This is a genomic window from Kineosporia succinea (assembly GCF_030811555.1).
Taxonomy (GTDB): Bacteria; Actinomycetota; Actinomycetes; order Actinomycetales; family Kineosporiaceae; genus Kineosporia; species Kineosporia succinea.
In genome coordinates, this window is sequence record NZ_JAUSQZ010000001.1 from 2,925,750 (window position 1) to 2,950,181 (window position 24,432).

General features: G+C 72.3%; 17 protein-coding genes. 11 read left to right on the forward strand and 6 right to left on the reverse strand.

From position 1 onward, the window contains the following. Positions 1–18: 18 nt before the first annotated feature. On the reverse strand, positions 19–1,389 hold the full coding sequence (locus tag J2S57_RS12850; RefSeq protein WP_307242026.1) for a cryptochrome/photolyase family protein: 1,371 nt from the start codon (positions 1,387–1,389) through the stop codon (positions 19–21). A 245-nt stretch (positions 1,390–1,634) separates the two neighbouring features. Here J2S57_RS12850 and J2S57_RS12855 point away from each other — a divergent pair, with 245 nt between their 5' ends. Then, the gene (locus J2S57_RS12855; protein WP_307242028.1) at positions 1,635–2,954 is read left to right on the forward strand and encodes a mechanosensitive ion channel family protein; all 1,320 of its coding nucleotides are present in this window, start codon (positions 1,635–1,637) and stop codon (positions 2,952–2,954) included. On the opposite strand, the gene J2S57_RS12860 is transcribed toward J2S57_RS12855, so the two are convergent. Further along, positions 2,892–4,559: an MFS transporter gene (locus J2S57_RS12860; protein ID WP_307242031.1), complete on the reverse strand. Its 1,668-nt coding sequence runs from the start codon at positions 4,557–4,559 to the stop codon at positions 2,892–2,894. The genes J2S57_RS12855 and J2S57_RS12860 overlap by 63 nt on opposite strands. A gap of 544 nt (positions 4,560–5,103) precedes the next feature. Here J2S57_RS12860 and J2S57_RS12865 point away from each other — a divergent pair. Beyond that, positions 5,104–8,700, forward strand: a complete 3,597-nt coding sequence (locus J2S57_RS12865; RefSeq protein WP_307242034.1) for an AfsR/SARP family transcriptional regulator — start codon at positions 5,104–5,106, stop codon at positions 8,698–8,700. A gap of 22 nt (positions 8,701–8,722) precedes the next feature. Here J2S57_RS12865 and J2S57_RS12870 read toward each other — a convergent pair whose 3' ends face one another. Together J2S57_RS12870 and J2S57_RS12875 are read right to left on the reverse strand one after the other, a co-directional pair. Continuing rightward, on the reverse strand, positions 8,723–10,210 hold the full coding sequence (locus J2S57_RS12870; protein WP_307242037.1) for an ATP-binding protein: 1,488 nt from the start codon (positions 10,208–10,210) through the stop codon (positions 8,723–8,725). A gap of 51 nt (positions 10,211–10,261) precedes the next feature. Continuing rightward, positions 10,262–11,920 carry an NAD(P)/FAD-dependent oxidoreductase gene (locus J2S57_RS12875; protein WP_307242040.1) on the reverse strand — a complete coding sequence of 553 codons (1,659 nt, stop codon included), beginning with the start codon at positions 11,918–11,920 and terminating at the stop codon, positions 10,262–10,264. 238 nt (positions 11,921–12,158) lie between these two features. Between J2S57_RS12875 and J2S57_RS12880 the strand changes: the two genes are divergently transcribed. After that, complete coding sequence (locus tag J2S57_RS12880) at positions 12,159–14,054, forward strand: hypothetical protein (RefSeq protein WP_307242041.1); 1,896 nt, start codon at positions 12,159–12,161, stop codon at positions 14,052–14,054. Between the two features lie 47 nt (positions 14,055–14,101). Here the strand turns inward: J2S57_RS12880 and J2S57_RS12885 are convergent, their stop codons facing one another. Further along, positions 14,102–16,207, reverse strand: coding sequence for an acyltransferase family protein (locus tag J2S57_RS12885; RefSeq protein WP_307242043.1), 2,106 nt, complete (start codon positions 16,205–16,207; stop codon positions 14,102–14,104). A 141-nt stretch (positions 16,208–16,348) separates the two neighbouring features. Between J2S57_RS12885 and J2S57_RS12890 the strand changes: the two genes are divergently transcribed. From J2S57_RS12890 to J2S57_RS12910, 5 genes are read left to right on the forward strand one after another with little or no spacing between them, the layout of a single operon-like run. Then, positions 16,349–16,597 carry a hypothetical protein gene (locus J2S57_RS12890; protein WP_307242045.1) on the forward strand — a complete coding sequence of 83 codons (249 nt, stop codon included), beginning with the start codon at positions 16,349–16,351 and terminating at the stop codon, positions 16,595–16,597. After that, a complete protein-coding gene (locus J2S57_RS12895; protein WP_307242047.1) occupies positions 16,597–17,604 on the forward strand; it encodes an FAD:protein FMN transferase in 1,008 nt (335 codons plus the stop codon). The genes J2S57_RS12890 and J2S57_RS12895 overlap by 1 nt, the downstream gene beginning before the upstream one ends. Next, positions 17,601–18,152, forward strand: coding sequence for a ferric reductase-like transmembrane domain-containing protein (locus J2S57_RS12900; RefSeq protein WP_307242049.1), 552 nt, complete (start codon positions 17,601–17,603; stop codon positions 18,150–18,152). Before J2S57_RS12895 ends, J2S57_RS12900 begins: the two co-directional genes overlap by 4 nt. A 21-nt stretch (positions 18,153–18,173) precedes the next feature. After that, the gene (locus J2S57_RS12905) at positions 18,174–19,427 is read left to right on the forward strand and encodes an NADH-ubiquinone oxidoreductase-F iron-sulfur binding region domain-containing protein (RefSeq protein WP_307242052.1); all 1,254 of its coding nucleotides are present in this window, start codon (positions 18,174–18,176) and stop codon (positions 19,425–19,427) included. Then, on the forward strand, positions 19,424–19,636 hold the full coding sequence (locus J2S57_RS12910; protein ID WP_307242055.1) for a ferredoxin: 213 nt from the start codon (positions 19,424–19,426) through the stop codon (positions 19,634–19,636). The genes J2S57_RS12905 and J2S57_RS12910 overlap by 4 nt, the downstream gene beginning before the upstream one ends. Positions 19,637–19,729: 93 nt before the next feature. On the opposite strand, the gene J2S57_RS12915 is transcribed toward J2S57_RS12910, so the two are convergent. Next, on the reverse strand, positions 19,730–20,791 hold the full coding sequence (locus tag J2S57_RS12915) for a hypothetical protein (protein WP_307242058.1): 1,062 nt from the start codon (positions 20,789–20,791) through the stop codon (positions 19,730–19,732). Positions 20,792–21,041: 250 nt separating this feature from the next. On the opposite strand from J2S57_RS12915, the gene J2S57_RS12920 reads away from it, so the two are divergent. The 3 genes from J2S57_RS12920 (at position 21,042) to J2S57_RS12930 (ending at position 24,430) form a co-directional block, all read left to right on the forward strand. Further along, positions 21,042–21,926, forward strand: a complete 885-nt coding sequence (locus J2S57_RS12920) for a sulfurtransferase (RefSeq protein WP_307242060.1) — start codon at positions 21,042–21,044, stop codon at positions 21,924–21,926. A gap of 55 nt (positions 21,927–21,981) precedes the next feature. Continuing rightward, the gene (locus J2S57_RS12925) at positions 21,982–22,983 is read left to right on the forward strand and encodes an ADP-ribosylglycohydrolase family protein (RefSeq protein WP_307242062.1); all 1,002 of its coding nucleotides are present in this window, start codon (positions 21,982–21,984) and stop codon (positions 22,981–22,983) included. 94 nt (positions 22,984–23,077) lie between these two features. Continuing rightward, complete coding sequence (locus J2S57_RS12930) at positions 23,078–24,430, forward strand: DUF6745 domain-containing protein (RefSeq protein ID WP_307242064.1); 1,353 nt, start codon at positions 23,078–23,080, stop codon at positions 24,428–24,430. Positions 24,431–24,432: the final 2 nt, after the last annotated feature.

Here is a 24,432-nt window from a genome sequence, read left to right on the forward strand (position 1 = left end):
CCGGACCCGAACAGCTCTCTACTTCTTGCCGCGAGCGGCGAGAAAACGATCATTGCCCTCCCGCACGTCCACGATCGGCTCCGGATAGTCCAGCTGCTTGCGGACGTCGCGGTCGAGTTTCCAGGGTGCGTGCACCTCGGGCCCGTCGATGCCGGAGAGCTCGGGCACGTGGCGGCGCACGTAGTCGCCGTTCGGGTCGTAGCGCTCGGCCTGCGAGCTCACGCTCAGGATCCGGTTGAACCGGGAGTCGGTGCCGGTCCCGGCCACCCACTGCCAGTTCATCGTGTTGTTGGCGGTGTCGCCGTCGATCAGGTGGTCGACGAAGAACTGCGCGCCCCACCGCCAGTCCAGGTAGAGCGTCTTGCACAGGAAGTGGCCGACCACCAGGCGCCCGCGGTTGTGCATCCACCCCTCGTCCACCAGCTGACGCATGCAGGCGTCCACCAGAGGCCACCCCGTGCGTCCCTCCTTCCAGGCCGTGAACTCCCGCTCCGCGTCCTCGCCGGTGCGCCAGCGGTCGTGCCGCGGGCGCAGGTCGTCGCGCGTGGAGCGGGGATTCGCGGCCAGCACCTGGGCGTGGAAGTCGCGCCAGGCCACCTGCCGGGTGAAGGCGGGGGCCACGTCCCAGGCCCGGGTCACCACTTCCAACGGCGACAGGCAGCCGAAGTGCAGGTAGGGCGAGATCCGGCTGGTGCGGTCGCCGGCCAGGTCGTCGTGGTCGTCGGCGTAGCCCTCGGCCCGTTGGTCCAGCCAGGTCTTGAACAGCTTCCGGCCCTCGGTCTCACCGCCGGCGGACATGTGCGGCGCGGTCCGGCCCTTGCTGATCTCGGTCGCCGCCGGCACCTTCCCGGTCTTCAGCCCCGGCGGCATCGTGAGCTTGCGCGGCGCGGCCAGGGGCGAGCGCCGCGACTCCTTCTCCCACTTGCGGTGGTACGGCGAGAACACCGACATGTGGGTCTTGCCGGTCGCGGTGATCTGACCGGGCGGCACCACGAACAGCGAGTCGTCGTGGACGTGGAGCTCGCAGTCGTCCAGGGCCTCGCGCAGCCGGTCCTCGCGGCGGTGCGAGAAGCCACTCGCGTCACCGGCCATGTGCACGGCCCGGGCCCCGGTCTCGCGCACCACGGCGGCCACCTCGTCGGCCACCACGCCGCGCCGCACCACCAGCGCGGCACCCCGCTTCTGCAGGGCGGCGTCCAGGTCGGCCAGGCTCTCGGCCAGGAAACGCGCGCGGTTGGGGCGGTTGAACGTGCCGTCGAGGATCGTGGGGTCGAGCACGAACAACGGCACCACCGGGCCGTCACCGGCGGCGGCGTGCAGGGCCGGGTTGTCGTGCACGCGAAGGTCACGGGTGAAGAGGACGACGGACGGCGCAGACTGGTCACTCACAGCGCAGTTCTATCCCGCCGGGGAGTGACGCGCCTCTCAGAATCGGTTCACGACCTGCGCTTTTCGGTCCATAGGCGCCCAGGAGCGGGAATGTCGAGCCGCACGGTGCGCGAGTGGTGGATAGCGTCGATGTCTCGATCCGTTCAGCCCGTGGCTGCCGTGACGAAGACGCCGGCAGCCGGCTGAAGAAGACCTGACCCGACCCGACCGCCGTGACGAACGGCGGGGGAACGGGAAGGAGTTACGTGGACGACCTCGACATCTGGACCGGACTGCTCGTCGTCGCCGCCGCCTCGGTGGCGTGCGGCCTCGCGGCCTGGAGCCTCACCTGGCTCGCGGCGGTCTTCGGCCGCCGGCACGAGCAGGGCAGCCTGATCGCGATCCACCGGCTGTGCCGTCATCCGTTCGTGGTCGCCGTGGTGGCGATCGCGCTCGAGGTGGGCCTGCAGTCGCTGCCGAGGGTGGGCGACGTCTGGACCCGCGTGGCCGGCATCGCCGTGGTGCTCTCGCTCTGCTGGCTGATCGTGCGCTCGCTGGTGGTGGCGGAGGAGATCCTGTTCTGGCGGCTGCGCATGGACGTGGCCGACAACCGCCGCATCCGCCGTCTGCGCACCCAGATCACCCTGGTCCGGCGGGTGCTCGGGGTGGTCGTGGTGCTGATCGGCGTGGCCGCGGTGCTGATGTCGATCCCGCAGATGCGCACGTTCGGCGCCTCGCTGCTGGCCTCGGCCGGTATCGCGGGCATCCTCGCCGGTCTGGCCGCGCAGACCACGCTGGGCAACATGTTCGCCGGGCTGCAGCTGGCCTTCACCGACGCCGTGCGCATCGACGACGTGGTGGTCATCGAGGACGAGTGGGGCTGGATCGAGGAGATCACCCTGACCTACGTGGTGGTGCACCTCTGGGACGAGCGCCGTCTGGTGCTGCCGACCAGCTGGTTCACCACCAACCCGTTCCAGAACTGGACCCGGAACCAGGCCCGGGTGCTGGGGTCGGTGATCCTGCACCTCGACTTCGCGACCCCGCTGGAAGAGCTGCGGCACTACGCCCACGCGGTGATCGACGCGAACCCGCTGTGGGACCGGCAGGCCTGGGTGCTCCAGGTCGCCGACACCACCGAGACCACGATGGTGGTGCGGGTGCTGGCCTCGGCCGCCGACGGCCCGGCCGCCTGGGACCTGCGCTGCGACATCCGCGAGGCCCTGCTGACCTGGCTGCAGCGCAACCACCCGCAGTCGCTGCCGGTGCAGCGCAACCTCGGCCCGGCCGACTACCAGGTGCGCGACGGGGTGGTCACGGCCCAGGAGGCCGGAATCGACACCGACGCCCGCTCGGCCCGCCACGAGAAGCCGGTGCCCGCTCCGGCGACCGCCCACCTCGACCTGCAGACGCCCGACCACTCCGCGGAGCAGGACGAGGACTGCGAGGCGGACGAGCGCAGGCCGCTGGGCGAGGCGTCGTTCAGCGGGACCCCGGACGGGCACCCGCCGCTGGAGTCCGGCTCACCCCTGGTTGGTGTGCCGGCCGCGCGCCACGAGGACGCTGGGGCGCAGGTGCGGCAGTAGCAGGACGCCCACCGCCCCGATCAGGCCGGAGGAGGCGATCACGGTGGACGGCTCGAGCCACTGGGCCGCCGCCCCGGCCACCAGGATGGCGAGGCTCTGCCCGCCGTAGAGCCCGGCGATGGCGATGCCGAACGCCCGCGTGCGCATCTCGGCCGGCACGTTCGAGGCGAACTGGGTGTTGGCCACGACCTGGAACGCCTGGCCCAGACCGCACACCGCGAACAGGGCCAGGCTGACCACCAGGCCGGGGCGCAGCGCGACGACCAGCAGCGGAACTGTGCCCATCAGGGCCAGCGGGTACATGATCCGCGAGGCGGCCCGGGGACCGGCGAACCTCCCGATCGCCAGGCCTCCGGCCACACTGCCGGCGGCCGCGGCGGCCATGATCAGCCCGACCACCCCGTGCCCGTGGCCCAGTTCGGTGGCGTAGGCGGTGGCGATGGCCTCGGGCACGATCGCGTACGCGGCCCCGACGATGCCCAGCATCAGGGGGAACCAGATCCGCGCGTCGCCGCGCACCAGCTGCAGCCCGTCGGTCAGGTCCCGCCAGATCGAGGTGCGTGAGGACGCGTCGGGGCCCGGTCCGGTGCTCCGGCGCGGGTCGGTCGCGCGACGGCCCCGGAGCCGGAGACGGCTCGAGGCGGCCTGGGCCGGTTCCCGGCGGGGGAGGGGGACCGAGGGGGCGTCGTTCGGAACCCTGGGGCTGTCCTCACGCAACCGCTGCTGGGGCACGGCGTTGGCCCCACGGCGCGGGCGGTAGGGGGAGTCGTTCTCTTCCTCGTCCTCCCCGGGAGGTGAGGCGGGTTCCGAGGCGACCGCCGCGTCCACCGTCGGCGCCTTCGGCCGGGCCGTCAGGAACGTGCGCAGCAACAGGGCCGACGCCAGGAAGGTCAGGCAGTTCAGAGCGAGCACCCCGGGCGCGCTCATCGCGAGTACCAGGGCCCCGCCCAACGCGAAGCCGCTGAGCTGGGCGACCTGGTGAACGGCCTGCCGCAGCGACATCCCGACCGGGTACTTGTTGCCGGGCAGGAGCTGCGTGATCAGGGCCGAACGGGCGGCGTCGAACGGGGGCGCGAGCATCGCGGCGAGGAACACCAGGCCGGCGACGGCGAGCGACGGCAGGCCCGGGATCGCGGCGATCGCGATCAGCAGTGCGCGGGACAGGTCGCAGGCCACCATCACCGAACGGCTGGCGAAACGCTCGGCCCAGGCCGCCAGCAGGGGCCCGCCCAGCAGCCAGGGCACGTAGGCGGTGGCGTAACCGGCGGCGGCGAGGAGGGGTGATCCGGTGTCCTGGTAGAGCAGGACGGCCACGGCGACGGCGGCCACCTGGTCGCCGATCAGCGAGAACAGGTCCGCCGCGAAGAGCGCGCGGAACTCCTTGACCCCGAACACGTCCCGGTATCCGGCCGGGCGGTCGTCGGGCTCCGGCCGGCGCGTTGTCCGGGTGCCGGGTCGATCGCCGGGTGGTTGCTGGTCGCCGAGTGGTTGCCGGTCGCCGGGCGGCTGCTGGTCGCTGGGCGGATCGGGAACCGCTCCGGGGTCGGTTCCGGTGAGTGCTTCCCGGGTGTCCGCAGTGGCGCCGGACTCGCCGGGACGATTCACCGAATCCTGTTCTGGGTCATGGCCGCTCGGTGTGAACTCGATCGGTGGATCTGCCGCTCTCGTCGACACGCTGTGTCTTCTCCCCATCGAATCCGCCGACCATGCCTCTGGCGCCACGATCACGGCGCCTGAGCCCCCTGTTACTGCTGTGCATCTTGATGTTTCGAGCGCAAAACCGCGACCGGCCCCCATGCCGTGAGGCTGGGGGCAGTGCGCGTAACACTTCATCACATCCGCCGGTTCGCTGCGAAGCACCGACTCGATGCGGAACGGCTTGCCGTACGGCTCAGCCCCAGGTCGATCCGCGCATCGTGCACCTCCCGGAAAGTCGCTCGATCCGGGGACGTCCCCGGCTTTCGATGACGACAAACCTGCTGCGAAGGTCCGACAAGCCACTTAATGACTACTGAACGCCCTGGTAGAACGCATGAACACGATGAATGAAGCGGCATTGACCCCAGGTAGCGAATAGGTTCTTTCCGTGGCGCACGCATCGCGATCGGACGCAGGCGACCGGATTCGGGTTCTCGGACCCGTGGAGATCGTGAAGGCAGGGCGCCCGGTTTCGGCGGGCAGTCCCCGTCAGCGCGCCCTGCTGGCCTTACTGGCTCTCTCGGTGGGAGTGGCGGTTCCGCCGTCCCGTCTGGTCGACCTGCTCTGGGGCGAATCCCCGCCCCCGGCGGCGGGTAACACCGTTCAGGTCTACGTCTCGCGGTTGCGGCGACTGCTCGTCACCCCCGGTGAACTGCCTCCATTACGTACGGTATCCGGAATGTATCTCCTCGATCTGCCTCCCGAGGCGATCGACTCGCGCCGGTTCGAGGAGGCCAGCGAGTCCGGCCGATCCCGGCTCGCCGCAGGTGATCCCGTGGGTGCGGCCCACGAATTGCGTTCTGCACTGCAGTTGTGGAGGGGTAATTCACTGCCCGATCTGGCCGGGGTGCCCGGGGCGGCCGCCTCGGTGGCCCGGCTGGAGTCGCTGCGGCAGTCCACGATCGCCGACCGTATCGATGCGGAATCCCTTCTGGGGCGCCATTCCCGGCTCATCCCGGAGCTGCAGGACCTGCTACGGCGGCATCCGCTGAACGAACGGTTCGTGGGTCAGCTGATGACCTCGCTGTACTGGGAGGGGCGGCAGGCCGAGGCGCTCGCGGCCTACGCGCAGGCGGCCGGCCGGCTCGGCGACGAACTCGGTATCGATCCCGGTCCGGCCCTGCGTGAGCTGCACGGACGTCTTCTGCGCCAGGAGGTCGGGCCGATCGCGTTCGTCGACGAAACGGACGCCGCGTCGTCGATCTCGCCCGACCTGCGCTCCGGGCGGCCGGTGCCGGTCGTGCGGGCGGCGCAGGCCTCGCTGCTCACCCAGGGGGGTGACTCGGCGCGGTCGGAAACCGAGTTCGGTTCTCGGAACCTGAACTCCGGCCTCCGGGGCGCGAATCCGGTCCTTCCCGGCCTGGAACCGGGCTGCTCCGGTGCGAACCCGGGCCCACCGAGCCGGATCCCGGGACCGCGCACCGGGGAGCGAGCGTCCTCGATGTCGGTGGGGGTGATCCCGGCACAGTCCCGACCGGAGCCGATGGCGTTCCGGCCCGGCCCGGGCGACCTCGTTGATGCGGCCGGCGAGCCCGGCCCGAACGTTCCAGCCGTCCCGGGTGGACCTTGTGGACCGGGTGGATCGGGTGGACCTTGTGGATCGGATGGACCGGACGGGCCGGACGGCCCGGGTGGCCCGGTCGTGGACCGGCCCGGAACCGGTTCCCCCTCGGCCTGGATCGCGCCCCGGAGGCCCGCCCTCGCCCCGGTCGTCCCGCGTCCGCCGGCCCACCCGGGTGATCACTGCGCCCCGATCCTGCCGGGAGTGCCCGAGAGCGGCGGCATCCCGGTCATCGGCACCAAACGCACGGCCTTCGGAGCGGCGTTCGGCTCCGGCACCATCGGCCGCGGGGCCGAGCTGAACACCACGCTGGAACTGCTGCGGCGTCCGGACGTCCGGCTGGTCACCGTGGCCGGGCCCGGCGGCGCCGGCAAGACCCGCCTCGCCGCCCAGGTGGTGGCCCGGCGCCTGGCCGACCGGGGCCGCGAGTCGATGCCCGCGCCCCGGGTTCTCGTGGTTCCGCTGCACGACGGTCAGGACCTGGCCGCCCGTCTGGGCCGGGTGCTCGACGGGGTGCCGGACACGCCCGGTGAGCCTCCTCTCGACGCGGTCTGCCGGGCGCTCGCCGGCCCGCCCTGCCTGCTGGTGCTCGACGACCTCGAGCCCGTGCACAAGCCGGTGGTCCTCGCCCTCCTCGCCCACGTCGACGGGCTGCGGGTGCTCGCCACCGCGCGGCGTCCGCTGGGCCTGCCGGGGGAGCAGGTGGTCGGGGTCGGCCCGCTCTGCCTGCCCTGGGCCGGGTCCGGGGCCGGTGACGTGGAGACCGTGCGCTCGGCCGACGCGGTGCGGCTCTTCCGTGACCGGGCCCGCGCGGTGCTGCCGGCCTTCGAGGTGACGGAGCAGAACGCGGCCGCAGTCGCCGCGCTCTGCCGCACCCTGGACGGGCTGCCGCTGGCGCTGGAACTGACCGCCGCCCGGTCGCGGGGCAGCGCACCGCACGAGATCGGCCTCGACCTGGACCTCGAGAACCGTCTCACCGAGCCCGGTTCCGCACTGGGGGCGGTGCTCGACTGGACCGTGGGCCGGCTCGACGAGACCGAACGCCAGGTTCTGGGCCGGCTCTCGCTGTTCAGCGGGGGTGCGACGCTCGACGCGGCCGAGAAGGTCTGCGGTCCGGTGCCCGGGCCGGGCCAGGTGATCGACGTGATCGGGCGGCTGGCCGACAAGAACCTGCTGCTCATCGACGAGACCGGGCGGCTGGGTCTGCTCTCGCCGGTGCGTGGGCACGCCCGGCGTCTGATGGCCGCCGAGCCCGGGCACCACGAGCGCGCGGCCGACCGGCACGCCGCCTATTTCGCCGATTTCGCGGACACCCTGCCCCCGCTCACCGACCGCTGGCTCGACCCGGCCGAGGGCAGCCGGTCGACGGGCGGTTCCGGTCGGGCGGTCGAGTTCGACAACCTGACCTCGGCCGCCGAGCACGCCCGCGACCGCGACGGTGAGGTGTTCGCCCGGCTCACCGTGGCCCTGCTCGACCAGGGGCCCGGCACCGGCCGCTGGGATCTCGGCGACGACGTCCCGGCCCGGCTGGCGCAGGCCCGGGCCGCGAATCCCTCACCCCGCACCGCCGCCCGGCTGGCCGTCGCGGGGAGCTGCCTGGCGTTCTTCGGCGGCAACCCGCGGGCGGCGGCCGAGATCCTCGACGGGGCGCCGACCGAGGGGGTGTCCGGCACCAGCACCATCCGGACGGCGCTGATGCGGGCCGTGATCGAGCGCAGCCGGGGCCGCAGCGAAGCGGCCCTGGCCGGGCTGGAGGCCGTGCACGAGCAGCTGAAGACGGCCCGGCGCCTGCCCGCCCCGCTCTGGCACGCGGTGGTGAACGCCCACGCCGACCTGCTCGACGACCTGGGCCGCACCGCTCAGGCCATCGGGCACTGGCAGCGCAGCCGGCACCGGGCCGCGGCCGAGGGCGACCCCGCCCGGCTGGCCTACCCGCTGGCCATGCTCGCCCAGGCCGCCCAGGACCGCGGGGAGACACAACTGGCGCGGGTTCTCATCACCCAGGCCCGGTGCGCGGCGGACAGCGGCGGCCCGGCGATCCGGGCGTCGGTCGCGGCGGCCGGGGGAGTGCTGCACCTGCGGGACGGTGACCAGGCCCAGGCGGTGACCGCGTTGCGGGAGGCGCTGTGCGAGGCGCACCGGGGCGGGCGATTCTTCACCCTGCCCCGCATCGCCGGGCTGCTCGGGGTGGCCCACGCCCCGGCCGATCCGGAGCGCGCGGCCGCGCTGCTCACGGTCTCGGCGTCGTGGTGCGCGCAGCGTTCGCTGGTGGTCGCCGGGCGGCGGGAGCGGGAGCTGATCGCCGCGGCCGAGCAGAACCTGACGCACGCGGCCCGGCCGTCGAGCGCGGTGAAACGGGCTGCGGCCCGGGGCGCCGCCGTGCCGTTCGGGTCACTGAGCGGGCTGCTGCGGCTCGACCCGGCCGACGTCGGCCCGCGCCGTCCGATCGATCTGACGGCCGGTGACCGCGTCGTGCACCGTCAATGAGTCGTGCACCGTCAATGAGAAGTCAGCTCTGGTCGGCGATCTCGGCCGGCCGCGGCGCGTTCAGGGGGAGGCGCACCTCGAAGGTCGTGCCCTCGCCGGGTGTGCTCGTCACCCGGATGTCGCCGCCGTGCCGGTTCACCACGATGCGCCAGACGATGTCGAGCCCCAGCCCGGTGCCCTGGCCGATCGGCTTGGTGGTGAAGAACGGCTCGAAGATGCGCCGCTGCACCTCGGGCGTCATGCCCGGGCCGGTGTCGGACACGGTGACCAGCACGAACTCACCCTCGCAGCCGGTGCTGATCGACAGCTTGCGGGTGGGCCGGTCGTGCATCGCGTGGATGGCGTTGTCGAGCAGGTTCGTCCACACCTGGTTGAGCTCGGCGGGATAGGCCGGGATCGCGGGAAGCGTCTTGTCGTAGTGCTTCTCGAGCGTGATGCCGGCCCGGACCTTGGCCCCGAGCATCACCAGCGTGCTGTTGATGCCCTCGTGGATGTCGATCTGCTGGTACTCGGCGCGGTCCATCTGCGAGTACTGCTTGGCCGCGGTGATCAGGGTGGCGATGCGGTCGGTGGCGTCTTCGATCTCGGCCATCAGCTGCTCGCTCTCGAGCGCGTAGGTGATCCACTTCAGGCCCGCCTCGAGGTGGGCCGGGGGGATCTCGTCGGCCATGCCCTCGAGCCACTCGAGGTCGAGACCGGCCGCCACCCAGATCGGCGCCAGGTGCCAGCCGGCCGAGACGCCGTGGTCGTCGCACCAGTCGCTGAACTCGTCTTCCAGGTCGTTGGCCGCCAGCGGGGTGAGGTGTTTGGTCTTGCCCGACGTGGCCTTCGCCGACTGCTCGATCGCGTCTTCCTGCAGCCCGGCCAGTTTCACCAGGGTGTCGGGGTCGACCTTGCCCGAGGCCAGGTGCTTGAGCTTGCCGCGCATGGCCGCCACCCGCTCGCGCAGGGTGGCCGTGGCGCGCACCGCGGCCGAGGCCGGGTTGTTCAGCTCGTGGGTCAGGCCGGCGGTGAGACGGCCCAGTGCGGTGAGCCTTTCGCGCTGGCCGACCACGGCGTCGGAGGTGCGCATGCCGGTGAAGAGGCCGTCGAGCAGGTGGATGGCCATCGGGAACCATTCCTTGAGCACCTCGGCCAGTTCCTCGCCCGGGATCCGGAGGAAGACCGACTCGTCGAGCGTGCGCAGGGAGCCACCGTAGAACGGGCTCTTGGTGGCCTCGCGGGCCGAGGTGAGCCAGGCCCAGGTGGCGCCGCTGTAGACGCCCGGCCGGTCGGAGCGCGAGACCTCGACCTCGTGGTCGCCGACCTGCTTGAGCATGGCCTGACGGCCCTCGACCAGCATGTAGAAACAGGTGGCGGGCTCGTCGGCGCTGTAGACGGTGGCGCCCGCCGGGTAGCGCACGACCTCGCCGTTCTCCGACATCCAGCGCAGCTGGTCGTCGTTCAGCTTCTCGAACAGGAAGAAGCGCGACAGCTCAGCCGGGGTGAGCCGCTCCATGGGTTGTTCCACGGTAGTCACCGTTTCTCCAACGTCTTCGAGGTCGAATACATGCCCGGGTTCTTACGGGTGGGCCAGGTACTGGTGCACGAGGGAGACGGCCATCGCGCCCTCACCCACCGCCGAGGCGACCCGCTTGACCGAGGCGGAGCGCACGTCCCCGGCCACGAAGACCCCGGGGATGCTGGTCTCCAGCGGGAACGGGTCGCGGCTGGGGGCCCAGCCCGCCGGGCGGCGGCCCGAGTCGAGCAGGTCGGTGCCGGTGAGCAGGAACCCGGCCTCGTCGCGCTCCAGCTCGTCGGGCAGCCAGTCGGTGAGCGGGGCGGCACCGATGAACACGAAAAGGTGCCCGCAGTCGACGTCTTCCTCGGTGCCGCCCGAGGTGTCGCGCAGCACCAGCTTCTCGAGGTGACCGTCACCGTGCACCGAGGCCACCTCGGTGCAGGTGCGCACGTCGATGCGGTCGTTGCCGCGGATCTGCTGGATCAGGTAGTGCGACATCGAGCGCTCGAGGTCGGGCCCGCGCACGGCGAGCGTGACCTTGCGGGCCTGGCGGGAGAAGAACATCGCGGCCTGGCCGGCCGAGTTCGCCCCGCCCACGATCACCACGTGCTGGTCGGCGCAGGCCTCGGCCTCGGTCGCCGCCGAGCCGTAGAACACCCCCTTGCCCACCATGTCGTCGGCGCCGTCGGCCCGCAGTCGCCGGTAGGAGACGCCGGTGGCCAGCAGCACCGCGTGGGCCGCGACCCGCCGCCCGTCGTCGAGCTCGACGATGCGCTTGGGGCCGTGCGTCTCGAGGCCGACCACCCGCCGCGCGGTGAGCAGCTCGGCGCCCAGGCGGCTGGCCTGACGGCGCGCCCGGTCGGTCAGCTGGCCGCCGCTGACGCCCTCGGGGAAGCCCAGGTAGTTCTCGATGCGGGAACTCTGCCCGGCCTGACCGCCGGTGACCCGGCCCTCGACCAGCACGGTGCGCAGACCCTCGGAGGCACCGTAGACCGCGGCGCCGAGCCCGGCCGGGCCGCCGCCCACGATGATCAGGTCGTAGAAGTCCTCGGCGGGCGTGGTGGACAGCCCGATCTTGTCGGCCACCTGGCTCAGCGACGGGTTGCGCAGCACGTCGCCGCCCGCCGTCAGCAGCACCGGCACGTCGGCCTCGGTGGCCCCGGCCGCCTGCAGCAGCTTGCGGCCCTCGTCTTCCTCGACCGTGTACCAGTGGTAGGGCATGCCGCTGCGGGCCAGGAAGTCCCGCACCTCGTGGGCCTGCGACGACCAGCGGTGACCGATGATCCGGGTCGACTCGATCTCCGGATCGCCCGCGGCGGCCCAGGTCTCGAGCATCTGGTCGACCACCGGGTAGAGCTTCTCCTCCGGCGGTTCCCAGGGCTTGAGCAGGTAGTAGTCGACGTCGACGACGTTGATCGCCTCGATCGCGGCGTCGGTGTCGGCGTACGCGGTCAGCAGGGCCCGGCGGGCCCGCGGGAACAGGTCCATCGCGCGCTCGAGGAACTCGATGCCGTTCATGCCGGGCATGCGGTAGTCGGCCAGCAGCACCGCGACCCGGTCGCCGCGCAACCGGATCTCCTGCAACGACTCCAGGGCCTCGGCACCGGAGTCGGCGCGGACCACGCGGTACTGCTCGGCATATCGACGGCGCAGGTCACGGGCCACCGCCCGGGACACCGAGGGGTCGTCGTCGACCGTGAGAAGGATCGGCTTGCTCACCGGCTGAAGCTCCTCATGGGTGGGGGACTTCGAGCCTAGGTCGCCGTGCGCGCGGTCGCCAGGTTTAACGCCGGTGGCGCATCCGGCGGCCGGATGCGCAGAGTGGGAATTGCTCACTCCGGGTTCGTTACGTGAACCGTTACGTGATGTGACCCGCTTTGGGGTCCTGCACCCCGCTCCGCTCGACTATTCTCTGGCGCTTGTCAGACCGGTCTGCCCGACCATGAGGAGCACACGAGTGACCGACTGGGACCCCTCCGCCGTAGCCGCCGCGCTGCGCACGGAGAATCGGTTCGCCGGGGGTTCGGTGGTCGGTGTGCTCGCCGTCGGTCACGCCCAGACCCGCATGTGGGTGCTGGAGTCCGAGCTGCTCGACGACTCCCCGGCGGCCTCCGTCGCGGGCACCCCGAAGATCCTGGCCGAGAACCGCCTCGACGACGTCGGCAGCGAGATGTTCGACCGTCTGCTGCTCGAGCGGGCCATCGAGCGCATCGCCGGTCTGCCCGGGGTCGAGGCCGAGGTGGCCGGCAAGCTGCGCACCGCGAAGGGCGAGCCCTGGCGCAAGCTGCGGCTGCGCCTGACCACCGACGTGCGCCGCGCCCGCGAGGAACTCGTCGACTGGCACAGCGCCACGGTCGACGTCGAGGGCATTCCCGGGGTCGACGCCGACGGCCCGCTGCGGCTCGACCGGATCGAGCAGGACAACGCGCTGCGCGAGCACGTGCTGCGCACGGCGCGCACGTTCCAGTCCACCATCGAGGCCTCCGGCCGCCGCCCGGCCACGCTCGACGGGATCTTCCTGCTCGGCGACGGCAAGATGCCGCTGATCGTGCGCTCGGTCTACGACGTTCTCGGGGTCAGCCCGGAGATGCTCGGCCAGGGTGGCGCGGCGCGGGTCCGGGCCGGGGCCAAGGCGGCCCGCAACGGTTCCGCCCGGCCGGTGCCCGGGCAGGGCGGGCCGATCTCCCCGGCGAGCGGGCTGAGCCTGCGCCCGACCCCGAAGGCGAAGAGCAAGAAGGCCGGAGCGGTCGCAGTCGACGAGCCGGGTGCGTTCGTCACCCCGGGCAAGAACGTCGAGTCGTCCGCGCCCGAGGTGGAACTCACCGACACCGGTTCGCTGCGGCTGCTCGGTCACCCGGGCGACGGGTTCGACGTGGAGGCGGCCAGCGCCCAGCCCGGCCGCCGTCGGCGCCGGCTGGTACCGATCGCGGGTGGCCTGGTGGTGCTCGTGGCCGCCGGGGCGATCGTGACCGGGCTGGTGCGCAACCAGGAGACCCCGGCGCCGCGCACGACCGACACGGTCGAGGCGGCGTCGATGAACACCTCGCCCGGTCCCGGCGCCGACCTGGCCGCGGTGACCGGGCTGAGCGTGCGCGAGATGGGTCCGGCGATCTCGCTGACCTGGGACGAGGTGGCGGGCGCGGGTGCCTACGCGGTCTACCGCGACCCGGGCACGGCGACCGAGAACGTGCACACCACCACCCAGCCGAAACTGACCGACCGGCCCGGTGACGGGCGTGAGCACACCTACGCGGTGGTGGCGCTGGCCGAGGAGCCGACCCCGGCGTCCCCCGCTCCGGAAGCGTCACCGGGAGCTCCGGAAGCATCACCGGGAGCTCCGGAGGCCTCGCCGGAAGCCTCGCCGGCGGCCGCTCCCGCCGCCCTGCAGACCGCGATGACCGTTCAGGCCAAGGCCACCACGCCCTACGGCCGCCAGCAGAACATCGCCAGCGACTGGACCGGCATCGTGCCCGCCCGGCCCGGTCTGAAGGGCAGCGCGGGTCAGACCTGCCGCGCCCAGGGCGGGACGGCCGGGGCACAGGGACGCATCGTCTGCAGCTATCCGGGCAAGCTCACCATTACGGTGTTCGGCTACGGCTCGAAAACCGCTACCGACCGCCGCTACGACGCCCTGGCGAAGATGAAGGGCATCAACAGCGGTCAGTGGAACGTGCGGCTGCGCGACGACGTGAACGCCACCGGTCGCCTGCTGGTCGGCGGCCGGGGCACCAACACCTGGCGCTGGTGGGACTACGAGTCGGCGCCGTCGTACGCGATGCAGGCGAACTGGCCGGGGCACACCTCCCGTGAGCTCGCCGCCTGGGTGCAGAAGCGGATGCCCTTCCACAGCTGAGACCCAGGACCTGGTCCACGCCGGTCGAAGCCCCGGGCACCTTCTCGCTACGGCAGCGACGTGGAAGACAGGTCCTGGCGGAGTTCCTCTCCCAGCAACGGGGCCAGAGCCCGGGCGTAGCGGCCGGTGACGTGGTTGTCGTCCCGGTAGATCAGCGTGTTGCCCACCACCACCGGGCAACTCGAGTCGTCGCAGAACCAGGGCGTGGGGTCGACCACCCGGGCGCCCGCCCGCCGGGCCGCCGCGGCGATCAGCGTGCGCTGCGGTGAGAGGGCGGCCTGCTCCGGGCTCTGGGCACAGGCCTGCACGTTCTTCGGGTTCTGCGAGAGGCACTCCGGTACGTCGGCCTTGGCCCGCGGGGTGTCGGCCAGGAACACCAGGCGGCTTCCCCGGTGCCGCAGCCGGTTCAGGGTCGTGGCCCAGCCCTGCGCCCAGGTCGCGTCCACGTCGTCGAGGCCCGCGACCAGGTCGAGGCGGTCGGCGATCGAGGTCGTCACCACCAGATCGGCCTTCAGCGAGCGGATCCGGTTCACGCTGTGCTCGCGCCAGGTGGTGCAGGTGCGGTAGTCGCCGCTGTAACGGTCGGCATAGAGGCGCACGTCGGCCGGTGAGCACATCACCTTGGTGAAGACGGCCAGCCGCCAGTGCTTCTCGCGAGCCAGGCGGCTCAGGGCCGGGTACCACTGGGCCGCGTGCGAGTCGCCGAACAGCACCACGGTGGTGGACGCGTCCGGGGCGCCGAGGTGCTCGCAGCGTTTCGGGGTGGTGGTGTCGGGCACCGCGACCAGGCAGCCGTCGCGGGCGATCGCCGGGTCGTCGCCGGCCGCATCCTCCAGCGACGGCTCCAGGTTGGCCGGGAGGGCGGTGGTGACACTGGCCGCCCGCAGTCGCCGGGTCAGCGCCCGGTAGCTCTGGGACGGCGGGCCCTCGAGAGAGAGGCCGGTGGCCAGGCCCTCGCCCTGGGTCTGCCGGGCGGGCACGGCCGGGGCCAGGGCGGCGAGGCCGACGGTGAGCGCGGTCAGGCCCACCGCGAGCCCGGCGGCCGACCAGACGTGCGTCCTCAGGTGGGGGTGGTGCCGCAGCGGCTGCTCGATCAGCGAGTAACCGGCACAGGCCAGGCCGAACGCCGCGACGGCCACGAGAAGCTTCTCCGGCGTGCCGATCTCGCGGCCGAGCAGGTACGGCGCGATCATCAGGGCCGGCCAGTGCCAGAGGTAGAACGAGTACGAGCGGGCGCCGACGAACTGCAGGGCGGGCCGGGCCAGCAGCCGGTTCGAGCCCGCCGCCACGACGAGCACCGTGCCCAGCACCGGGATCACCGCGCGCCAGCCCGGAAAGGGGGTGGTCGGGCCGAAACTGACGGCGGCGTAAGCGATGGCGCTCAGCCCGACGAACCCTCCGTACCTGAGGACGTGCCTGAGGAAGGACGGGGGGAACCGGGGGAGAACCAGCGCGAGCAGGGAGCCCGCCCCGAGCTCCCAGGCCCGGGTCGGTGTGCCGAAATACGCCGCCACCGAAGAGGTCTGGCTCGTCAGCACCGATCCCGCGAACGACGCCGTCACCAGAACGCCCAGCAGCAGCGCGAACACCGCCCGGCGGCGCAGCAGTACCAGGCCGATCAGGGCCAGCAGCGGGATCACCAGGTAGAACTGCTCCTCCACGGCCAGCGACCAGAAGTGCTGCAGTGGAGAGGGTGACGCACTCGCGGAGCGGTAGTCGTTGCCCACCTGGATCAGGCGCACGTTGATCAGGTAGCCGGCGGCGGCCACGGCGTCCGTGGCCAGGGCGCGCATCCGCAGTGGGGGCATCCAGATCCAGGCGGCGACCAGGGTCGCGACCAGCACGAGCGTGGCGGCGGGCAGCAGGCGCAGCGCGCGGCGGGCGTAGAAGCGGCCGATCCGCAGCCGCCCGGTCTCCGCGACCTCGCGGGCCAGGTGTGAGGTGATCAGGTAGCCGGAGATCACGAAGAAGACGTCGACCCCGACGTAGCCGCCGCTGAAAGTGCTGACGCCGCAGTGGTACAGCACGACCAGCAGCACGGCCAGGGCGCGCAGTCCCTCGATGTCAGGGCGGAACCCGGGGCGGGGCGCTGGTTTCACGTCGTCCACGGGGGTGATCCGCAGCCCCTGCGCCGGGATCGAACCGATGCTCACCCAGGGGGCATCGGCAGCGCCGCAACGCCTCTGGCGTCCCCCGTTCGGGGTAGGGAGCCGTACAGCGGATCCCCAGACTGTGCGCCGGACCCTCCCAGCCAGGCGGCGCACAGTGGTGACAACGAGAAGGAGGGAACCCCGATGAATGCTCGCGAAGACGCCCGCCGCACCACGGCGGCGGTGACCACCGGACTCGCGGTCGCCGCGATCGCGACCACGGTGACCGTCGGCCTGGTCGTGGCCCGCACCGACGACGCGGAGGCGTCGACGACGAGCACGACCACCACCACCGGGGACTCGTCCTCAAGTAGTCAAAATCAGTCAGGCACCGGCAGTTCGGGCATGAGTTCCGGCAGCGGGTCCGCCGACGCCACTTCTGGAGGTTCGTGATGCCCCTGCTGGAGACCCTTCCCGTGCGTGACACCGTTCGCCAGTGGCCGGTCTGGAGCACCACCGCCCGCCTGGTCGTCACCGACGCCGCGGTCGCCGACGCGGCCATGGAACTGGTCAAGACTCAGCTCGACGAGGTCGGCGCGGCCTGCAGCCGGTTCCGCGACGACAGCGAACTCAACCAGCTCCAGGCCGCCAACACCGGCCGTGCGATCACCGTGAGCCCGGTTCTGGCCGAGCTGCTGACCGCCGCCCTGGACGCCGCCGAGCGCACCGACGGCGACGTCGACCCGACCCTGGCCGACGATCTGGCCGCCCTGGGTTACTCCGAGGACTACTCGCTGATCCAGGCCCGGGTCGGCACGGGCACCGTCCCGATCACCCTGACCCGCCGGGTGCGGCACAGCTGGAAAGACCTGACGCTGACCGGCCGTCGCCTGCGGATGCCGGTGGGGGTGCGCCTCGACCTCGGGGCCACCGCCAAGGCCTGGGCCGCCGACCGGGCCGCGAGGAGTGTGGCCGAGCGCTTCGGCGTCGGCGCCCTGGTCGCGCTCGGCGGGGACATCGCCACCGCCGGCCCGGCGCCGGAGAGCGGCTGGCAGGTCCTGGTGCAGGACGGCGTCGACGAGCCCGCGACCCAGGTCGCGCTCTCCGCCGGCGCGACCGGCCTGGCCACTTCGAGCACGGTGAGCCGCAGCTGGCGCAACGGCACCCGCGCCGTGCACCACATCCTCAATCCCTCCAGCGGTCTGCCGGCGGCGCCGGTCTGGCGCACGGTCTCGGTCGCCGCCGGCGACTGCCTGGAGTCCAACACGCTCTCCACCGCCGCGGTCGTGCGTGGTGACGACGCCCTGCACTGGCTGCGCGAGCAGGGCCACCCCGCCCGTCTGGTCGCCGCCGACGGCACCGTGCACACGCTCAACGGCTGGCCCACCGAGGTCCCGGTCGAGATCGACGCCGAGCCGGTCCACGAGGTCTTCCTCAAAGAGATGACCGCGGCGGCATGACCACCGACGCCCTCTGGTACCTGGCCCGGGGCAGCGGCGTGGTGAGCCTGATCCTCTTCACCGTCGTCGTCGCCCTGGGCATCGGTACCCGGTCCGGCCGCGCCTTCGCCGGGTTGAACCGGCTCGTCGTGGCGTCGGTGCACCGCAGCGCGGCCCTGCTCGCCCTGGTCTTCCTGACGATCCACGTGGTCACCCTGATGTTCGACCCCTACGCCCAGCTCAGCCTCGTCGACGTGCTGCTGCCGTTCGGCTCCGGCTACCGCCCGTTCTGGGTCGGCCTCGGCACCCTGGCGCTCGACCTGGCCCTGGCCGTGACGGTCACCAGCCTGCTGCGCGACCGGATCGGGGCGAAGGCCTGGCGCGCCGTGCACTGGCTGGCCTACGCGATGTGGCCGATCGCCGTGGTGCACGGCATCGGCTCCGGCACCGACCGCGACACGGTCTGGATGCTCGCGCTCGACGCGGTCTGCGTGATCTCGGTCGTCGGGGTCGCGGTCAGCACCCACCCGGCCCTCCGAAGACCCGCCAAAACCCTGCGAACGGCCTGAACCAAGGAAGGGAGCAATCCGATGACCATGACCGCCATGACACCGGCCCAGGGGCTGAAGATGCCTCCCGAGGGCGCGCGGCTCTTCGCCGCCGGTGACCCGAGCCTGACCACCCACTACGCCACCTACGGCGGCATCCCCGACGTGACCGGCCCCCAGCTGCTCGAGCAGGTCCGGATGTCCGGGCTCAGCGGCCGGGGTGGCGCGGCCTTTCCCGCCGCCACCAAGCTGCAGGCCGTCGCGGCCGGTGGGGTGGTGATCGCGAACGGCGCCGAGGGCGAGCCCGCCAGCCGTAAGGACGCCGAGCTCCTGCGCCGCGCACCGCATCTCGTGATCGACGGGATCGAGGTCGCGGCTCACATCACCGGTGCCCACGAGGCCTACGCCTACCTGCGGGCCGACGTGCTGCCGGCGGTGCGGCAGGCGCTCGCCGAGCGCCGCACCGCGCTGAGGATCACGCTGGTCGAGGCCGTCGACACGTTCGTCAGCGGACAGGAGACCGCCGTCGTCAATCGCGTGAACAACGGCCCGGCCCTGCCCCGCTTCAGCCGCCACCGCATCTTCCACCGCGGCGTCGGCGACCGGCCCACCCTGGTGCAGAACGTCGAGACCCTGGCCCAGCTCGCACTGATCGCCCGCTACGGCGGTGTCTGGTTCGCCACCGCCGGAACCCCCGACAGCACCGGCACCTTCCTGGCCACGGTGCACCCGGTCGACCAGCCGCTCACCACCGCGCCGACGGTCTGGGAGATCGCCCACGGCCTGTCGCTGCGGCACGTGCTCGAACCGGCCGCCGGCATCCCGGTGCAGCAACTGCAGGCCGTGCTGATCGGTGGCTACCACGGCACCTGGGTCCCGCTGCCGGCCGCGCTCGACGCTCCGCTGTCGAGGGCCGGGCTGGAGCCCTACGGTGCCGGTCTGGGCGCTGGGGTGCTGGTGCCGCTCGCCAGCACCGCCTGTGGCCTGGAGCTCACCGCCTCGATCGTCGGCTACCTGGCCCGGCAGTCCGCGAAACAGTGTGGCCCGTGCCAGTTCGGCCTGCCCGAGCTGGCGCAGAACTTCACCGCGCTGGCCGCCGGCCGCGTCGGCCGCAGCGGGGTGGACGCCGTCCGCCAGGCCGCCGGTCTGGTCGAGAACCGCGGTGTCTGCAAGCATCCCGACGGAACCACCCGGCTGGTGCGCAGTGCGCTGCGGGTCTTCGCCGACGACGTGACCCTGCACCAGCACGGCCGGTGCCTGGCCCGCATCGGCGACCCCTACGGAGGTGCCCGGTGACGCGTCCCCTGATCGTCGACTGGACCAGCTGCGAGGGCCGTGGCCTGTGTGCCGACCTGCTGCCCGAGCTGCTCACGCAAGACAAGTGGGGTTACCCCCAGAGCCGTTCCCAGGGGCCGCTTCTGGTTCCCGAGGAGTTGGAGAAGCCGGCCCGGCAGGCGGTCCGGATGTGCCCGCGGCTGGCCCTCCATCTGGCCGAGAAGGCCTGAGCCGCGAACGACCCGCCTGGCCGAGAAGGCCTGAGCCGCAAACCACGAGGGGGGACGCGTCGACGCGTCCCCCCTCGTGGTGGTCCGGAAGAGCTAGGTGGTGCGCTTGAAGGTCGCCTCGCCGGTGGCGCCGCCGTCCGGATCGAGGATCAGGCGGTAGGCCCCGGTGGTCGGCACGGAGAACGGGCACGAGGTGGCCGTGTTACGCAGCACGCAGTGGTCCACGAGCACGTCCGTGTCCTTGTTGAAGATGAACAGGTAGGCGAAGCCCGAACCCCAGTTGCTCGCCGAGACCTGCACCGGCAGAGGCTTTCCCGCCTCGCCGTAGATTCCGTAGACGGCCCGCTGGCCCTTGCGGTCGATCTTCGGGGTGACCGCCACGTTCGTCTGCAGCTGGTCGAAGTTCTGGTCGGTGACGAGACGGGCGGTCAGGGATCCGGTGCTGCTGCCGTCGGGGTCGACCACGAACTTCCAGCGCCCGGTCTTGTTCGGCGTGAAATCGTAGTAGGTGGGTGTGTTCCCGAGCTGCACGAAGGCGAAGAGGCCGCCCTGCGGGTCGAAGATGTAGCCGTTGGCCGTGCCCGGCGCGCCCCAGCTGGAGGCGCTCACGTCGAGGCTGAGGTGCGTCTTGGCGTCGTTCACCTGGAACGGGATCTCGGCGCGCTGCCCGGCCACCGCGGTGGTCGCCACGTAGTCCTGGTTCGGCGTGGCCGGAGTGCCCGGGGTGCCGGTGGGGAAGGCGTCGGTGGCGTAGGTGAAGGTCGTGCTGCCGGTGACGGTCGCGTCGCCGGCCAGCACCGAGATCCGCCAGGTACCCGTGTACTGCGCCGTGAAGTCCCAGAGTGCGCTCTGGCCGTTGCGCACCACCCAGCTGGTCGCCCAGATGTTGCTCGGCGTGTAGAGGTACATGCCGGCCGCGCCGGCCCCGGTCAGGGTCGAGGCGGTGGTGGAGAACGTGACGTGCTGGCCGGCCTCGGCCACGAACGAGTAGTCCACCTGGGAAACGGTGTTCGTCAGGGTGGCGGTGACGGCGGTGCCGCTGACGAGCCCGGTGGTGGCGGCCGAGGCGGTCTCGGCGGTCGCCAGCCCGCCGAGGAGAAGGGCTGCGGTGGCCGTCGCGACGACGGCACGGCGGAGCAAACCGTGGTGCTTCATGGATCCCCCCATGGGACATCGACCACGCGCGGTCCGGCCGGGCGTGGCGAGAGTGCTGGGCGCAGAAGGTTTCACGCCTGCCGGACCCCCATCCGGCACACCCGTCACAGTAGTGGTGCGCAGGAGCAACGTTCCTTGATTGACACCGCGCCACGCCGAAGAAGGAATGTTCGCCGCGGGCCGGAGATTCTCCGGGTGAGAACGGCGGGATAGGCTCGCCGTGAGTGACCGACCGAAGACGGAGAGCCCCATGACGCTGCCGCACGACACCGACCCCAAGCTGGCCGAGTACGCCCACCCCGAACGGCTTGTCACCACCGACTGGCTCGCGGAGCACCTCGGCGAACCCGGCCTGGTGGTGGTGGAGAGCGACGAAGACGTCCTGCTCTACGACACCGGGCACATCCCGGGGGCCGTGAAGGTCGACTGGCACACCGAGCTCAACGACCAGGTCACCCGCGACTACGTGAACGGTGCGCGGTTCGCCGAGCTGATGTCCGAGAAGGGCATCGCGCGCGACAGCACCGTCGTGATCTACGGCGACCGCAACAACTGGTGGGCCGCCTACGCCCTGTGGGTCTTCACGCTCTTCGGCCACGAAGACGTGCGCCTGCTCGACGGCGGCCGCTCCGCCTGGATCTCCGAGGGGCGCGACCTGACCGACGAGAAGCCGGTGGCGACGCCGACCGACTACCCCGTCGTCGAGCGCGACGACTCGGGGATCCGGGCCTTCAAGGACGACGTGCTCGGCCACCTGGGCAAGCCTCTGGTCGACGTGCGGTCGCCGGGGGAGTACTCCGGCGAGGTCACGCACATGCCCGACTACCCGCAGGAGGGTGTGCTGCGCGGCGGCCACATCCCGGGTGCGGCCAGTGTGCCCTGGGCGCGGGCCGCGGCCGACGACGGCCGGTTCCGCAGCCGCTCCGAGCTGGCCGCGATCTACGAGCAGGAGCAGGGGCTTTCGGCGTCCGACGACGTGATCGCCTACTGCCGCATCGGTGAGCGTTCCAGCCACACCTGGTTCGTGCTGACCCACCTGCTCGGGTTCGAGAACGTGCGCAACTACGACGGTTCCTGGACCGAATGGGGCAACTCGGTGCGGGTTCCCGTGGTGCGGGGCACCGAGCGCGGGTAGCCGGTTTTCGACGGGGGACGCACACCAGACACACTGGGGTGCGTCCCCTTCGTCTTTGACTCACCCCCGGGAGCCCGCCCTGAGCACGACCCGCGACCGTATCGCCGGAGCCCTTCTCGGGGTCCACGCCGGTGACTCCCTCGGCGCCACGCTGGAGTTCATGACCTTCGACCAGGTGCGGGCGCAGTACCCGGACGGGCTGCGCGAGATCGTCGGCGGCGGGCTGTTCGACTGGCCGGCCGGTCACGCCACCGACGACACCGACCTCACCCGCGCGGTGCTGCTGGCCTACCTGTCGGGTGAGCACGACGTGGTCGCCGCGGCGGGGCAGCGCATGCTCGCGTGGCTCGACGGTCACTGGCCGGGCCGCGCTCCGGGTGACCACCCGGTGGACGTCGGCGGCGCCACGGCGAAGGGCCTCGAGCGCTTCCGGTCGTCCGGCGACTGGCGTCAGGCCGGCGCCGGGGCGGGCAGCGCGGGCAACGGCTCGCTGATGCGGTGCCTGCCCACCGCTCTGGCCCGGGCCAGAGCGACCCCGGCCGAGCGTTTCCAGGAGGCCGCCGCGATCTCGGCCATCACCCACGACGATCCGCGCTGCGTGCACGCCTGCGTCGCGTACACCGAGATCGTGGTGGCACTGCTGGCCGGGGAGAGCCCGCGCGAGGCGGCGCGGGCCGGTCTGCTGGCCATGCAGGTGGCCCGTTTCGGCTCGCCGCCCGAAGACGGGGCGGCCGCGGTCGAGCTGGCGATCGGGCAGGGGCTGGACATCGACCTGGTGCGGGCGGCGGCCACCGGTGACGCCGGGCTGGCCCACGGGGGCACCGGCTACGTGCTCGACTCGCTGGCCCTGGCGGTCGCCGCGCTGGTCGATCCCCGCCCGGCGGTGGACTCGCTCGTCGACGTGACCCGGCTGGGTGGCGACACGGACACCAACGGCGCGATCGCGGGCGGGCTGCTCGGTGCGCGCGACGGGACGGCCGCCTGGCCGGCCACGTGGGTGTCGAAGCTGCAGTTCGCGGCCGAGTTCGAGGAGGCGGCGGACGCACTCGTCAACTGAACATGCACCCGCAGTTCCCCCAGGGGTACCCAGAGTGGGCATCCGCGGCGATACTCGATAAGACCGCGGCTCGCCCGACCGGGGAGGGGTACGGATGCCTGACGAGGCTCCCGCACCGCACGGCGCCAGCTCCGGCGCCGCGTTCGTCTCCCGCTGGGTGGCCTCGAGCCTCGACCTCACCCCGCTCACCGAGGCCGACCGGCGCGGTGTGGAGGCCTCGCTGGCAACGTTGCACGAGGGCGTCGGCCGGCGCTGGCACGGCAACGTGGTCTGGGCCCGCTCCCCGCAGGAACTGACCCGTCACCTGGCCGCAGCCCCCGATCTGATGCGGGGGCCGTACCGGGCGGCGGAGGGCCGCGACCGTCCCCTGGCCCGGCTCGCCCGCCTGGGCAAGGGGCTGAGCCAGGGCACGATGGTCACGGGCTACGCCTTCATCGCCGCGATGATCACGTTCCTCCCGTCGTACTCCGTGGCCACGCTCGTCGCCTCGATCACCGGCCACCACCTGCGCGGCGCCGGGCTGCTGGCCGTGGTCGTCCTGGTCACCGTGCTCACCGGCCTGTTCGCGGCGATGATCCTGACCCGGGCCGCGGTGAACGCGGCCCGCCGGGTGTTCGCCCCGATCGGCGAAGACCTCGACCAGCGCCTGCGTCCGGTGCTGACCCGGGGCCGGCCCGGCTTCTTCGACGTCGGCGAACCGGTGCGCCGCGCCGTCTCCGGGCTGTGGACCGACCGTCTGCTCGAGGGCGCCTGGACCGAGGGCACCCCGGTGCGCGGCTTCCACCGTGACGGGGCGCTGCACGACCGCCAGGCCGTGGGTGCCGCGAACCAGGCTGCGCAGCGCGAGGCCGGTGTCAGTGCCCTCGACCCCGGGCACCAGGCGGTCCTCGCCGGTCTCGTCGGCGTCCGCAAAGCTCTGGTCTGGGTGCCCTACACCTGGCTCACCGTCGTGCTCGAACCCCCGGCGCAGATGCACACCGAGCCCGCGGGCGACGGTGTGCGCCTGCACCGCGACGACGGCCCGGCCCTGGTGTGGGCCGACGGCCAGGTCGAGTTCTACCTGCACGGCGTGCGCATCCCGGCCGAGCTCGCGGGCCGTGAGCCCACCGTGCGAGAGCTGCACTCGCAGCGCAACTCCGAGGTCCGGCGTGTGCTGATCGAGCGTGAGGGCTGGACGCACTACGTCACCCGGGCCGGGCTGCGGCTCGTCGGGGCCGCCCCCGACCCCGGCAACCCGGGTCGTGAACTGCGGCTCTACCGCACGCCGCCGCGGGTGTTCGACTCCGGGCGGCTGCTGCTCATGACCAACGGCAGCCCCGACCGCACCGGCACCCTGCGGCACTACGCCGAGCTGGTGCCGGGCACCCTCGACGACCCGATCGAGGCGGCCGCCTGGCAGTACGGCGTGTCCGCCGAGGTGTACCGAGAACTGGCCCGACGCACGTGAAA